The sequence below is a fragment of the Cupriavidus sp. MPR-AND1C genome (genome assembly GCF_058809705.1).
The window spans coordinates 1-14,190 of sequence record NZ_JBXASU010000076.1 but is presented as its reverse complement, the minus strand read 5'-3'; the positions used below and the strand labels follow the sequence as shown (position 1 = coordinate 14,190).

13 protein-coding genes are annotated in these 14,190 nt (G+C 64.9%); 4 read left to right on the top strand and 9 right to left on the bottom strand.

The window, feature by feature from the left end; all coding sequences use genetic code 11:
• Positions 1 to 13: 13 nt before the first annotated feature.
• From fabD to AC1RWI_RS29230, 5 genes are all read right to left on the bottom strand, one after another.
• A complete protein-coding gene (fabD, locus tag AC1RWI_RS29250; protein WP_492870072.1) occupies positions 14 to 949 on the bottom strand; it encodes an ACP S-malonyltransferase in 936 nt (311 codons plus the stop codon).
• Positions 950 to 1,021: 72 nt separating this feature from the next.
• A complete protein-coding gene (locus tag AC1RWI_RS29245) occupies positions 1,022 to 2,002 on the bottom strand; it encodes a beta-ketoacyl-ACP synthase III (RefSeq protein ID WP_043347892.1) in 981 nt (326 codons plus the stop codon).
• A 59-nt stretch (positions 2,003 to 2,061) separates the two neighbouring features.
• Entirely contained in the window at positions 2,062 to 3,138 is a 1,077-nt protein-coding gene (gene plsX, locus AC1RWI_RS29240; protein ID WP_043347896.1) for a phosphate acyltransferase PlsX, read from the bottom strand.
• Between the two features lie 323 nt (positions 3,139 to 3,461).
• The gene (gene rpmF / locus AC1RWI_RS29235; RefSeq protein WP_006158597.1) at positions 3,462 to 3,641 is read right to left on the bottom strand and encodes a 50S ribosomal protein L32; all 180 of its coding nucleotides are present in this window, start codon (positions 3,639 to 3,641) and stop codon (positions 3,462 to 3,464) included.
• A gap of 119 nt (positions 3,642 to 3,760) precedes the next feature.
• Positions 3,761 to 4,357, bottom strand: coding sequence for a YceD family protein (locus tag AC1RWI_RS29230; protein ID WP_183034264.1), 597 nt, complete (start codon positions 4,355 to 4,357; stop codon positions 3,761 to 3,763).
• A 248-nt stretch (positions 4,358 to 4,605) separates the two neighbouring features.
• On the opposite strand from AC1RWI_RS29230, the gene AC1RWI_RS29225 reads away from it, so the two are divergent.
• Together AC1RWI_RS29225 and AC1RWI_RS29220 are read left to right on the top strand one after the other, a co-directional pair.
• Entirely contained in the window at positions 4,606 to 5,205 is a 600-nt protein-coding gene (locus tag AC1RWI_RS29225) for a Maf-like protein (RefSeq protein ID WP_043347904.1), read from the top strand.
• A gap of 51 nt (positions 5,206 to 5,256) precedes the next feature.
• Positions 5,257 to 5,988 carry an SAM-dependent methyltransferase gene (locus AC1RWI_RS29220; protein ID WP_492870071.1) on the top strand — a complete coding sequence of 244 codons (732 nt, stop codon included), beginning with the start codon at positions 5,257 to 5,259 and terminating at the stop codon, positions 5,986 to 5,988.
• An 82-nt stretch (positions 5,989 to 6,070) separates the two neighbouring features.
• Here AC1RWI_RS29220 and AC1RWI_RS29215 read toward each other — a convergent pair whose 3' ends face one another.
• The 4 genes from AC1RWI_RS29215 to AC1RWI_RS29200 all read right to left on the bottom strand — a co-directional run bounded on the left by AC1RWI_RS29215 (position 6,071) and on the right by AC1RWI_RS29200 (position 9,369).
• Positions 6,071 to 7,240, bottom strand: coding sequence for a S49 family peptidase (locus AC1RWI_RS29215; RefSeq protein WP_492870070.1), 1,170 nt, complete (start codon positions 7,238 to 7,240; stop codon positions 6,071 to 6,073).
• A 63-nt stretch (positions 7,241 to 7,303) separates the two neighbouring features.
• Positions 7,304 to 7,696 carry a Rieske (2Fe-2S) protein gene (locus AC1RWI_RS29210; RefSeq protein ID WP_052494627.1) on the bottom strand — a complete coding sequence of 131 codons (393 nt, stop codon included), beginning with the start codon at positions 7,694 to 7,696 and terminating at the stop codon, positions 7,304 to 7,306.
• Positions 7,689 to 8,348, bottom strand: coding sequence for an HAD-IA family hydrolase (locus tag AC1RWI_RS29205; RefSeq protein ID WP_492870069.1), 660 nt, complete (start codon positions 8,346 to 8,348; stop codon positions 7,689 to 7,691). Before AC1RWI_RS29205 ends, AC1RWI_RS29210 begins: the two co-directional genes overlap by 8 nt.
• A 19-nt stretch (positions 8,349 to 8,367) precedes the next feature.
• Positions 8,368 to 9,369: an RluA family pseudouridine synthase gene (locus AC1RWI_RS29200; protein ID WP_492870068.1), complete on the bottom strand. Its 1,002-nt coding sequence runs from the start codon at positions 9,367 to 9,369 to the stop codon at positions 8,368 to 8,370.
• Positions 9,370 to 10,137: 768 nt separating this feature from the next.
• Here AC1RWI_RS29200 and AC1RWI_RS29195 point away from each other — a divergent pair.
• Together AC1RWI_RS29195 and AC1RWI_RS29190 are read left to right on the top strand one after the other, a co-directional pair.
• Positions 10,138 to 13,302, top strand: coding sequence for an Rne/Rng family ribonuclease (locus tag AC1RWI_RS29195; protein ID WP_492870067.1), 3,165 nt, complete (start codon positions 10,138 to 10,140; stop codon positions 13,300 to 13,302).
• Between the two features lie 214 nt (positions 13,303 to 13,516).
• Positions 13,517 to 14,190, top strand: a 674-nt coding sequence (locus AC1RWI_RS29190) for a GTP 3',8-cyclase MoaA (RefSeq protein ID WP_492870076.1), incomplete at its 3' end; no start/stop codon positions are given.

The window sequence follows — 14,190 nt, the reverse complement described above, 5'->3', positions numbered from 1 at the left end:
CATCGGTCCTTGTTTACTTCAGCAGCGCCAGCGTGTCCTGCAGCGAGGCCGGATCGAAGATCGCTCCGCCCACCAGGCTGCCGTCGATGCGCTTGGTCATGCCCGCCAGCACCTTGCCGGGGCCGCACTCAATCACATGGGTCACACCTTCAGCAGCGATCTTCTGCACGCACTCGACCCAGCGCACCGGTGCTGCGGCCTGGCGGACCAGCGCGTCCTTGATGGCTTGCGGGTCATTGACGATGGCCACATCGACGTTGTTCACCAGCGGAATCGACGGTGCGGAAAACACCATGCCGGCCATGCGCTCGCGCAGGCGGTCCGATGCGGGCTTGAGCAGCGACGAGTGGAACGGTGCCGACACCGGCAGCGGCAGCGCGCGCTTGGCGCCACGTGCCTTGGCCATTTCGCAGGCCTTCTCCACGGCACCCTTGTTGCCAGCGATCACCACCTGCAACGGCGCGTTGAAGTTCACGGCCTCCACCACGCCGGCACCGGTCGCCGACGCTTCAGCGCAGGCGGCGCGCACGTCGTCGTCGGACAGGCCCAGGATGGCCGCCATGCCGCCCTCGCCAACCGGCACGGCTTCCTGCATGGCTTGTGCGCGAAAACGCACCAGCGGCACCGCGTCAGCGAAGGGGATCACCCCGGCTGCCACCAGCGCGGAATATTCACCCAGGCTGTGCCCCGCCACCACGGCCGGAGCCGGGCCGCCGGCGTCGAGCCAGGCGCGGTAGATGGCCACCGCGGCGGTCAGCATCACCGGTTGCGTGTTGGTGGTGAGGTTCAGGTCCTCGGCCGGGCCTTCGGCGATCAGTCGGCCCAGGTCCTGCCCAAGCGCGGTGGATGCCTCATCCAGCGTGGCACGAACTACCGCATTGCCGGCAAAGGCGTTGAGCATGCCAACTGCCTGCGAGCCTTGCCCTGGGAATACAAAGGAGAATTTCATCGCAATCGAATCGTAAAGATGAATAGCGCCAGGTCGGCGCGACGGCATGACACCACCGCGCCGGCCCGAATATTACATGCGCAGCAGTACCGCGCCCCAGGTGAAGCCGCCGCCCACGCCTTCCATCAGCACGTGATGCCCTGCGTGGATGCGGCCATCGCGCACCGCCACGTCGAGCGCCAGCGGGATCGAGGCAGCCGAGGTGTTGCCGTGCTCATGCACCGTAGCCACCATGCGCTCGGCGGGCAGGCCAAGCTTCCTGGCCGTGCTTTGCATGATGCGGATATTGGCCTGGTGCGGGATCAGCCAGTCAACCTTTTCCGCCGGGAACTGCGCGCCCGCGAGTGCTTCGCGCGCTACCTTGTCGAGCACGGTGACCGCCAGCTTGAACACAGCCTGGCCATCCATGTGCAGGAAGGGGTTGCCGGTGATATTGCCGCCCGCGACGTTGCCCGGCACGCACAGGATATCCACGTGGCTGCCATCGGAGTGCATCGCCGACGACAGGATGCCGGGCTCCTCGGAGGCCGACAGCACGACTGCGCCAGCGCCGTCGCCGAACAGCACGCAGGTGGTGCGGTCGTTGAAATCGAGGATGCGGGAAAACACTTCCGAGCCAATCACCAGCGCATTGCGGTGCGAACCGCTGCGGATGAATTTCTCGGCGGTGGCCAGCGCATAGACAAAGCCGGAGCACACCGCTTGCAGGTCGAACGCCGCGCAGTTGTTGGTGATGCCAAGCTTTTGCTGCACCAGGCAGGCGGTGCTGGGAAAGACGAAATCGGGCGTGGAAGTGGCGACGATGATCAGGTCGATGCTCTGGCGATCGATGCCAGCGGCCTCCAGCGCGCGCTCCGCCGCCTTGACGGCGAGGTCGCTGCTGGTGACATCCGGCTCGGCCCAATGGCGGGCCGAGATGCCACTGCGCGAAAAGATCCATTCGTCGCTGGTCTCGATGCCCTTCTCAGCCAGTTGCGCCGCGATATCTTGGTTAGTGACGCGCCGCGGAGGCAAATAGCTCCCGGTCCCGATGATTTTTGCGTAGCTTGTCATGTAATGTCGGATCGATCGTCTGGCCACGGGTCGTCGCCCGCGGCATCTACATCAAGACCTCAGGCGGCGTGCGGGCTTGGACTGGAATCCTCGGCGCCTGACTGCGGGCCGGTAGCCGGAGTGCTGTTACCTGACTTGTTGGCGAAGGCCTGAATGGTGCGTTCGATCACACCATTCCTGGCCGCATCATACCCGCGTTTGATAGCCCACTCAAAAGCGTGCGCGTCGGCGGAACCATGACTTTTGACGACAAGCCCGCGCAAGCCGAGCAGGGAAGCGCCGTTGTAGCGTGCCGGGTCAAGGCGCCGGGACAATCGCTTGAGTACCGGCAAAGCCAGGACCGCCAGCAGCTTGGTAAACCACGAACGCGTGAATTCTTCCTTGATCATGTTGGCGATCATCTTGGCCAGCCCTTCGCTGCTCTTTAGCGCGACGTTGCCAACAAAGCCATCGCACACCACGATATCGGTGGTGCCCTTGAAGATGTCATTGCCTTCCACGTTGCCGTAGAAGTTGAGTTCCGAAGCGCGCAACAGCTCACCCGCGCGCTTGACCACATCGTTGCCCTTGATCACTTCCTCGCCAATGTTAAGCAGGCCGACGCTCGGGCGTTCCTTGTGATCCACCACGGCAACCATGGCCTCTGCCATGCGCGCGAACTGCAACAGATGCTCGGGCTCGCAGTCGGCATTGGCACCGAGATCGAGTACCGTGGTACCCCAGCCCTGCTCGTTGGGAATGGTGGTGGCGATGGCCGGCCGCTCGATGCCTTCGAGCGTTTTCAGCACATAGCGCGACACCGCCATCAGGGCGCCGGTATTGCCTGCCGAGATGCACGCGCCAGCCAGCCCCTCCTTGACCTGGGTCACCGCCACGCGCATCGAGGAATCCTTCTTCCTGCGCAACGCCACTTCAACGGGGTCATCCATGGTGATGACTTCGGACGCGGTCACAATGCGCACGCGCGGATGGTCGAGCGCGTGCAGCTTCCTGAGCTGCGGCTCGATGCTGTCCCGCAAGCCGACCAGCACCACTTCGGCGTCGCTATGGCTTGAGAGAAAACTGATCGCCGCCGGTACGGTCACGCAGACACCGTGATCGCCACCCATGCAGTCGATAGCTAGTTTGATCGTCATTGTTTCCTGGTGCAGAAGCGCTGGTCGGCGTGACTTGAAATCCTGGCTCCCGAGCCGGGCAGGCTTGACCCTGACCAGCCGGTGGCAACCCGACGGCACTCCCGGAGCGCTCCACGGCGAGATCTGGCGCCGCCCTCGCCGCCGCGCATGGCACCTAGCCATGCACCCAGCTTGAGCCGGCGGCGCAAATCGGCTCGATGGAAGCCTGCGCTACGGTTTGCGCTGCGAGCGCGCAACAAAAAAGCGGCAACGATTTTGCCGCTTTTTTGTTTTTGAACTACCAACGCGCGCGTACGAGACGCAAAGTCACGCCGAACGATCTGTCAGTCGTTCTTGGTCTTGATGACCTTGCGGCCACGATAGTAGCCGTTCGGGCTCACGTGGTGACGCAGGTGGGTTTCGCCCGTGGTCGGCTCCACTGCCAGCGCTGCCGTGGTCAGGTGGTCGTGCGAGCGATGCATGCCGCGCTTGGAGGGCGACTTCTTGTTCTGTTGAACTGCCATGATGACTCCTTCGAGAATTTTTCAATGGTAACACACGCATCCCGCACGAGGCGTAGCCGGGCCCGGCCGGATGCTGATCCTGGTGCCCTCGAACGTTGCCAGATGCCGGCGAACCGGCTTCAGTGCTTCGTTTTCAGGCCAGCCAGCGCCGCAAAGGGCGAAGGCCGTTTTTCTTCTTCCGGCAGAACCTCTGGTTCAGGTTCCGCCTGTCCGTCCACCCCGGTCACGAGACTTTCGTGCACCGTGGGGCAAACGTCATGCTTGGGCGCCACCGGCAAAGCCAGCAGCACTTCATCTTCAATCAGCGTCAGCAGGTCGAAGCGCTTGGAGCCAACAATCACATCGAGCTCGTCGTCGTCCATGGGCGCCGCATCGGCATCCGCCTCGCTGGCGACCACCTCGAAACACATGTCCGTGGCGATGGGCTGTTCGTAGACCTGCAGGCAGCGCTGGCAGTCCAGCCAGACCCGGCCATTCACGGCCAGGTCGATGAACAGGCGCTCCACCGCGGGCTTGCCGGGCTCGCTCGCCTCTTCCTCGACAAAGCCGGAAAGCGCGTAGCTGAACACCTCGTCCGGCGCCGACGCTGGCGCTTGCGCCGCAGTCTCGGCTATGATGCGCGGCAAATCGCGTGCGGCAACTTCGCCGGCGGCGTCGTCGCCAGCGCGGCAAAACGCAAAGAGATCGAGCGCGCGCAGGTCAATCGGCTGGGTCATGTCTTATCGTGCCGTCATGCCGGGAGGCATCCCGGAGGATCGCGGCTTCGACGCTTTTTTACGTATACCTGACACATGCCTGTATACGCACCGTCGAAACGTGACTCGGAAACCACACAACACCGGAAAAAGCACGGTATTGCGCCGGACTTGCTTGGCTAAACGGGAGATTATACGTCGATTCTGCTGCCGCGGTCAAAATTTCGGAAGACGGCCATTCGCCGCTTTCCCTTTTCGCTCAATTACTTATGCCGCAAACTTCCCGCCCCACCCTGATCCTGGGTTCCAGCTCACGTTATCGCCGCGAATTGCTGGAGCGCCTGCGCATTCCTTTCGAGGTGGCGATTCCGGACATCGACGAAACCCCGCAGCCTGGCGAAAGCCCCGAGGCCACCGCGCTACGGCTCTCCCACGCCAAGGCACAGGCCATTGCCGAGCGGCATCCCGGCACCCTGGTCATCGGCTCCGACCAGGTCGCCACGCTGGACGGCAGACAGATCGGCAAGCCCGGCTCCCACGAGAAGGCCCTGGCGCAATTGCAGTGGATGCGCGGCCGCACCGTCACTTTTCACTCCGCGTTGTGCCTGCTTGACAGTCGTAACGGCGAGGCTCAGCTGGCGGATATCCAGACGCGCGCGACTTTCCGCGACCTTCCCGACCAGGAACTGGATGCCTACCTGCGCATCGAGCGGCCTTATGATGTCGCGGGCAGCGCAAAATCCGAAGGCTTGGGCATCGCCCTGCTCTCGCATATGGAGTCCGACGATCCCACCGCGCTGGTAGGCCTGCCCCTGATCGCGCTGACCAATATGCTGCGCCAGGCCGGCTACCCTTTCTTCCAGGACTGAGGGCTTCGCCCACCTTGCGCCAAGCCACAGAAGACAAATGAGAACCCAAGCATGAGCGGCACCCTGTACCTGATCCCCAACACCTTGGGCAAACGTGACGAGTTCGACCCGCTAGCGGATGTCATTCCGGCTGGCGTGCAGCAAATCACGGCCGGCCTGGACTACCTGGTGGCGGAAAACGCCAAGACGGCACGCGCCTTCCTGAAGAAACTCAGCGAAACCTGCCCGCTGGCCAAGCCAATCCAGCAGATAGAGATCCGCGAACTCAACGTCAATACGCGGGAAAGCGAACTGGCAGCCCTGCTGGCACCGATCCGCGAAGGGCGCGACGGCGGCTTGCTATCGGAAGCCGGCGTGCCGGCGGTGGCCGACCCCGGTGCCAACCTGGTGCGCCTGGCTCACACCAAGGGCGTGCGCGTGCGCCCGCTGGTGGGCCCGAGCTCGATTCTGCTGGCCGTGATGGCGTCCGGCCTCAATGGCCAGAGCTTTGCTTTCAACGGCTACCTGCCGGTGGATGCCGGCGAGCGCGCCAAGCGCCTGCGCGAGCTGGAGCAGCTATCGCGCAAAGCGCGCCAGACCCAGGTCTGGATCGAGACGCCGTACCGCAATGGCCCGTTGCTGGAAGCCATGCGCCAGCATTGCGCAGGCACCAGCCTGCTGTCGATCGCGGCAGACCTGACCTTACCAAGCGAGACGATCGTCACGCTGCCCGTCTCCGATTGGCGCCCGGAGCGGCTGGCACTGAACAAGCGCCCGGCCATCTTCTCCTTGCTGGCAACCTGAGCGACGGTCGGCAAACGAGGAAGTAAACGAAAAATGGGGCGTTTGCACCCCATTTTTCTGCTCCGAGTTCAGCCCGGCCGGCTTAATGCATAGCCTGCACGCGCGTGCCGAACAGCATGGTCTTCATCGCCGCCGTGCCCATCGCCGCGCCGAAGCGCTTGGCTACCCGCTCCGCAATATTCTCCTTGACGGTGTAGTCGACGATGTCCTCGGCCTTGAAGAGATCCCGCGCCACGTAGTCCGCGTTACCCAGGCCGTCGGCCAAGCCCAGCTCAACGCTGCGCTCGCCGGACCAGAACAAGCCGGAGAACAGGTCCGGATCGTCCTTCAGGCGATTGCCTCGGCCTTCCTTGACCACGTCGATGAACTGCTGGTGGATCTGCTTGAGCATGGTTTCGGCGTATTGTTTCTGCCTCGGCACCTGCGGCGAGAACGGGTCGAGCATGCCCTTGTTGGCGCCGGAGGTATAGAGCCGGCGCTCGACACCCAGCTTGTCCATGAGCCCGGTAAAGCCAAAGCCGTCCATCAGCACGCCGATCGAGCCGACAATGCTAGCCTTGTCGACATAGATCTTGTCGGCCGCCGCCGCCACGTAATAGCCGCCCGAGGCGCAGATCTCCTCCACCACCACGTAGAACGGCTTGGCGGGATAAAGCGTCCGCAGGCGCCGGATCTCGTCATTGATCATGCCAGCCTGCACCGGCGAGCCACCCGGCGAGTTGATCTTGAGGATAATCCCGGCGGCATTGGTATCGGCAAACGCGGCTTGCAGGGCTGCATTGATCGATTCAGCGCTGGCCGGAGTCCCGGCAGCAATCTCGCCGTCGAGCGACACCATTGCCGTATGGCGACCGCTCGTGGCAATGGTGCCGTCGCCCTTGAAGTCAAAAACGGCAAAGAAAATCAGCGCTAGCAGGGCGAGCCCGGCGAAGCGGAAGAATATCCGCCAGCGGCGTGCCGCGCGCTGCTCGCGCAGCGTCGCCATCAGCACCTTTTCCAGCACATCCCGCTCCCAGCCTGTCCCCGTGGGGACCGGGCCGACGTCACGGCCGGCCATGCGCGCCTTGCGCTGGCCGGCTTCTTTCTGCGAAGCAGCATCTCCGGCGCGCAACTCCTGCTCCAGCGGGTAATCGGCCTGCGAAGCGGTTTCCAGCCGATCATCCCCCGCCCCGGGCGCCCCGGCGCTGGCCGAAGCCACCGGTTCCTGCGCCTTGCCGGATTCGTCCTGCGGCGGTTTTTGCTGTTCAGTCATGCAGTTGGCTCTTGATTATGAATAGATAGGCGGGCCGGGGGCACCGGGCCTGCCGGCTGCCCGCTAGCCCGCGGGTGCTTCGTATGGACTTTCCGGCAGCCAGTACACATTGCCATCGCGCTCTTCGACGCGCAGCTTGGCCAATGAAGCGCCCCGGCAGGGGCCGCCCACGCACAAACCACTGTCCGGCGCATAAACCGCGCCATGTGTCGCGCACATCAAGTATAGGCCCGAGGACTCGAAAAACTGTCCCTCCTGCCAATCGAGCTCCATCGGCACATGGGCGCACTGGTTCAGGTAGCCGTGGACAGCCCCCTCGAAGCGCACGACAAACGCGCTCACGGGGCGCCCACCCACTTCGACCACAAAACGCACCCCGACGCCACCGTCAGCCAGGTCCTCGCCCGCACACAGGTGACGCTCGCCGGTCATCCCCCGGCCCGTTGCGTCAAGCATGCGCCAGCAGCCAGTCTTTCAGGTCGGCGATGGACGACGCGCAATGCAGCGGCGCCATCGCGCGCAGGGCGTCCGCGGGATGCGCGCCGTAGCCCACGCCGATGCCCGCCGCGCCGGCATTGGCCGCCATCTGCAGGTCATGGGTGGTGTCACCGATCATCACCGTGCGCTCCATGTCCTGCCCCAGTTCGCGGGTCAGCTCTTGCAGCATGGCCGGGTGGGGCTTGGAAAAGGTCTCGTCGGCGCAACGCGTGCCGTCGAACAAGCGCACAAGGCCAGTTGCTTCCAAGGCGCGCTGCAGGCCGACGCGGGTCTTTCCCGTCGCCACACCGAGGAAATAATGCTCGGCGCGCAAGGCTTCCAGCATCTCTCGCACCCCATCGAACAGCACCAGTTCGGCGTCGCGGGTCAGGAAGTGGAAACGGTAGCGCTCGGCCAGCCGGGGATAGTCGGCAGGATCGAGCGTGGGCACGGCGTACGACAGCGCATCCTTGAGTCCCAGCCCGATCACGTGGCTGGCGGCGCTGTCGTCGGGCACCGGCAAGCCGAGGTCGCGGCTGGCCAGCTGGATGCATTTGGCGATGGTCGGGGTGGAATCCATCAGGGTTCCATCCCAGTCGAACACGATCAGGTCGAAGCATTGCCTGGCCATGAATATCCTTGTTAGCGCCTTAGTCGGCGACGCGCTGGTTACGGGCTTGCTGCAGGAACGCTTCGCACTCCGGCGGCATGGGTGCAACGACAGTGGTGATTTCCCCACTTATCGGATGCGTGAATGTCAGGCTGTGCGCGTGCAGAAACATGCGCTTGAGCCCAGGATTGGCGCCGCTGCGGGCCAGCGCCTTGTTGAGGGCGTAATCGCCGTACTTTTCGTCACCCAGGATCGGGAAGCCGGAATGCGCCAGGTGGACCCGGATCTGGTGGGTCCGCCCTGTCTTCAGCTCGGCCTCAAGCAAGGTGTAGCCTGGCATGACCTCGAGCCGGTTGAACACGGTATGCGAGGCAATGCCATCTTCCTGCACCCGCACGCGGCGCTCGCCTTCCGGGGTGGTGTACTTATATAGCGGGAATTTCACGTGCTGCCGGGCATTCTCGAAATGTCCAGCCACGCAGGCGAAGTAGCGCTTGTCCAGCGCACTGCCGCGCATCTGCTCATGCAGGTTCACCAGCGCCGCACGCTTCTTCGCAAGCACCAGCAAGCCGGAGGTCTCGCGGTCGAGACGGTGCACAAGCTCAAGGAACCTGGCCTGCGGGCGGGCGCGCCGCAACTGCTCGATCACGCCGAATGCCACGCCGGAGCCGCCATGCACGGCCACGCCGGCAGGCTTGTTGATCACCAGCAGGTATTCATCCTCGAAGACCACCGGAAAGCTGGCCGGCGGCACGAACTTGCCGGCATCAGGTGCCGAAGCCGCCACACGCATAGGCGGAATCCGTACCACGTCGCCCAACTGCAGACGATAGGTGGCGTCGACCCGCCCCTTGTTCACACGCACTTCACCCGACCTCAGGATGCGGTAGACATGGCTCTTGGGCACCCCTTTCGAGAGCTTCAGGAGGAAGTTGTCGATACGCTGGCCATCGGCTTCGTCGCCAATCGTTACGTACGCCACCTGGGGCCCGGCCGCGGCGGGCCGCACCTCTTTTTCAATTTGATGGCGTAACTCATTCATTTTCAATATAATTTCCTCGCTGTTCCGGCCAAAGACCGGCAGCGCAAGTCAGGTGTAGGCGATTCGTCGTATTTTACACTTCGGGTTGCCGCCAACCCTGCCAGCCTCCCGCTTCTTTGCGTACCACGCGAGCCCGGGGCTGGTAAATGGCAGCAAAAACGCAGCACGCACGGTATCGCCCGCGCAGGAAGTCGCCCAAAGGCAACTTCGGCGCTGACGGCGGTCACGTGGGAGTAGTGTTCAGGTAGAACAGAATTTGATAGTGGATGCCCACCCGGCATCCACTCTGGTGAGAGAAGTCCCGCCCGCACCGGGAAACGGTGCCGCCGGCATGCTTCCAACGCCGCCTGACTGGTTATACCGGCGCCCGGTCGCAGAACTCCAAGAAGCAGTAGGTGCGCCCGCCAGGAGATGTCAGGAAGCGAAGCAGCATTGCCGTGACGACAAACTTGCTCTTTGACGCGTCTAGCCCTTCCGCGGCCGGCCGCGGTGCGATGACGCCTCTTTGCGCCCGCACCGCCGCCATGCCAGCCGGAAACCCGCTGGGTCGCTGCGCAAAGCAGCACACCGGCGTTCTCTCCGACCATGCGGACGGCGCTTTCGACGTCGTTACCTCTCTTTCACCCGTGCCCAGCCGGCCGTGCTCATTTGCGCGACGGCGCTTTCGGCAATTCTCGCGCCCTCACTCGCTCCCTTGCGTGCTCCACGGAACGAACGCCGCGGGCACCGCATGCCGGTGCAATCCGCGGCATTGAGTGAGGTAATGCGATGAAACGCATGCTTTTCAACGCGACGCAGCAAGAGGAACTGCGCGTCGCCATCGTCGATGGTCAGAAGCTGATCGACATCGACATCGAGGCCGCCGGGCGCGAACAGCGCAAGGGCAACATCTACAAGGGTGTCATCACCCGGATCGAGCCCTCGCTGGAAGCCTGCTTCGTCAACTACGGCGAAGAACGCCACGGCTTCCTGCCCTTCAAGGAAGTAGCACGCGCCTTTTTCAAGGAAGGCGTGGACGTGCGTAACGCGCGCATCCAGGACGCGTTGCATGAAGGCCAGGAGCTGATCGTCCAGGTAGAAAAGGAAGAGCGCGGCAACAAGGGGGCGGCGCTGACCACCTTCATCTCGCTGGCCGGCCGTTACCTGGTACTGATGCCCAACAACCCGCGCGGCGGCGGCGTATCGCGCCGCATCGAGGGCGAGGACCGCCAGGAACTGCGCGAGACCATGGGTCAGCTGGCCGTGCCCGAGGGCATGAGCATCATCGCCCGCACCGCGGGCATCGGCCGCTCGGCCGAAGAGCTCCAGTGGGACCTGAACTACCTGCTGCAACTGTGGAAGGCCATCGACGGCGCCGCCGGCGACAACAAGGCCCCGCTGCTGATCTATCTCGAGTCCAGCCTGGTGATTCGCGCCATCCGCGATTACTTCCAGCCGGATATCGGCGAGATCCTGATCGACACCGACGAAATCTACGAACAGGCCCGCGCCTTCATGAGCGTGGTCATGCCCGACAACATGAACCGCGTGAAGAAGTACCGGGACGACGTGCCCCTCTTCTCGCGCTTCCAGATCGAGCACCAGATCGAGTCGGCTTATTCGCGCATGGTGATGCTGCCCTCGGGCGGCGCCATCGTGATCGACCACACCGAAGCCCTGGTGTCGGTGGACGTGAACTCGGCCCGCGCCACCAAGGGCGCCGACATCGAGGAAACCGCGCTGCGCACCAACCTCGAAGCCGCCGACGAAATCGCCCGCCAGCTGCGCCTGCGCGACCTGGGCGGCCTGATCGTGATCGACTTCATCGACATGGAAGCCAGCAAGGCCCAGAAGGACGTGGAAACGCGCCTGAAGGATGCCCTGCGCCATGACCGCGCCCGCGTGCAGATGGGCAAGATCAGCCGCTTCGGCCTGATGGAGCTGTCGCGCCAGCGCCTGCGCCCGTCGCTGTCGGAAGGCTCGCACATCACTTGCCCGCGCTGCAACGGCACTGGCCATATCCGGGATACTGAATCTTCCGCCCTGCAGGTCCTGCGCATCATCCAGGAAGAAGGGATGAAGGAAAACACCGCCGCCATCCACTGCCAGGTGCCGGTGGAAGTGGCTGCGTTCCTGCTTAACGAGAAGCGCCAGGACATCAACCTGATCGAGATGCGCTTCAAGGTCAACGTGCTGCTGATCCCCAACAAGCACCTGGAGACCCCGCACTACAAGCTGGAGCGCCTGCGTCACGACGACCCGCGCCTGGAAGACAGCATGGCCAGCTACAAGATGGCCGAGGCTGCCGCCAAGGAACTGGAAGCCGACACCAGCTACAGCAGCCGCAAGAAGGAAGACGCCAAGCCGCGCCAGGAAGCTGCCGTCAAGGGCATCACCCCGGAACAGCCGGCACCCGTCTCCGTGCCGCGCGCAGAGCGCGCCCCGCGCCCGGAAGCCGCGGCGGCAGCCGCACGTCCGGTGCCGGCTACCCAGCCGGTGGTCGGCGGTGGCTTTATCGGCTGGCTGAAGAACCTGTTCGGCGCCAAGCCCGCGGCGCCCGCCGTCGAGCCGGCCAAGCCGGTTGACGCGGAGCAGCGCAGCGCGGAGAACCGTCGCGAACGCGGCCAACGTGGCGAACGCGGTGAAGGCCGTGGCCAGCGGGGCGAACGTGGTGGCGAACGTGGTGGTGAGCGCGGCGGCGAACGTGGCGACCGCCAGGGCCGTGGCCAGCGCGGCGAGCGCGCCCCCCAGGAACGTGGCGAGCGCACCGAGCGCGCGGACCGTGGCGAACAGCGCACGGAGCGCGTCGAAGCGCGCGGCGAACGTGGCGAGCAACGTGGCGAGCGCGGAGAACAACGCGGCGAGCGCAACAGCCGCGCTCCGCGCCAGGCCGCACTGGAAGTCCAGCCGGCCCGCCAGCCCGAAGGCGCGCCGGCCGAGCGTACGGAAGGCCGTGGCGAAGGCCGCCGCGACCGCAACCAGGAACGCCGCGAGCGCCAGCGCGACCGCCAGCGTGAACGAGGCGACGCGCCGCGCGAAGGCGAAGCCACCGAAGGCCTGGCTGCCGAAGCCGTAGCCGCGACCGCCGCAGCTGTCGTGGCAGCGCCGGCCGTGGCCGCAGCGGTTGCCTCGCACGATGACGCCGACAACGCACGCACCGACCTGCCGGAAGGCACGGAAGGCACCGAGAACGGTGAAGGCGAAGAACGCCGCCGCCGCAATCGCCGTGGCCGCAACCGCTATCGCCGCGAACGCGACGACGGCGTCCAGGCAACCGAAGGCGCGGAAAGCGCTGAAGGCGAGTACACGGCGGAAGTGAGCGAAAGCACCCAGGCCGCCGCCCCGGCTGTGGTCGCCCAAGCGCCTGCGATCGAAGCCGCTGCCGCGCCGGTTGCCGAAGCCGCGCCGAGCGCACCGGCTTACCAGCCCGCCGAAGCTGCCGTAGTGACGCAACAGCCCGTGGCACTGCCGGCGGAGCCGGTGTTCGTGCAGGCCGCGCCGATCTCGGCGCCGGTCGCTGCGCCGATCGTCGAAACGGTTGCCGAGCCAGTGGCTGAAACGGTGGTTGGGACGATCGCAGCAAGCCCGGCCGCCTACCAGCCGGCATCGGCTCCAGTTGCGGCCCCTGTTGCGGCTGAAGCTGTCGTGGAAGCCCCTGCTGTTGTTGTGGCGCCTGCCGTTGATGTGCCGGCCGCTGCCCCCGTGGCAACGGTGGCCCCGGTGGCCCCGGTGGCCCCGGTGGCGGTCGAAAGCCTGCAGCCGATGCTGGCCTCGGCTGGCCTGGAGTGGGTCAACACCGACACCAGCAAGCTGCGCGCTGCGCAGGAAGCGGCTGCCAGCATCCCGCCGGCAGCGCGCGTCGTGCGGGAGCGCAAGCCTCTGCCGCCGTTGCCTGAGGGTCCGATGATCATGGTCGAAACCGGTGGCGATACCGCCGGGACGCCGCAGAAGTAAGCGGCACCCACACGGGTAGCAAGGAAAGGGACGGCGATGCCGTCCCTTTTTCATGCCAGCGGGCTTTGTCCCGGGTGATGCCGGCGGTACCATGCCCGGCTCGGCTAGAATGGCAAATAGATGGCACCCGAAAGATGGTGCCCGGAACGGGCGATGCTGCCCCATGCAATCGCGCCAGAACCGCCCGTCACCCGCACTGCCACCCCCCCAGGCCATGACCGAATCCGTCATTCCCATTTTCGACCTGCGCGACCATCGCTACCGCTCGATGACGCCAAGCATTCCGGCCGTGCTCACCGCACCGTCCGGGCTGGTTGCCGACACGCGCGGCCGCCCGCTCCATGATCTGCGCATCTCGGTCACGGATCGCTGCAATTTCCGCTGCGTCTACTGCATGCCCAAGGAAGTGTTCGACAAGGACTACACCTTCCTGCCCCATTCCGAGTTGCTGAGCTTCGAGGAAATCGAACGCGCGGCGCGGCTCTTCGTTGCGCACGGCGTCGAGAAGATCCGCCTCACCGGCGGCGAGCCGCTGCTGCGCAAGAACATCGAGAAGCTGGTGGAAATGCTGGCGCGCATCGACACCGTGTCCGGCAAGCCGCTGGACCTCACCCTCACCACCAACGCCTCGCTGCTGGCCCGCAAGGCGCGCGCGCTGCGCGACGCAGGCCTGACGCGGGTCAGCGTGAGCCTGGACGCCATCGACGACGCCACCTTCCGCCGCATGAACGATGTTGACTTCGCGGTGCGCGACGTGCTGGACGGCATCGAGACCGCCCAGGCGGCCGGCCTGGCGCCGATCAAGGTCAATATGGTGGTCAAGCGCGGCACCAACGACGGGGAAATCGTGCCGATGGCCGCGCATTTCCGCGGCAGCGGCATCATCAT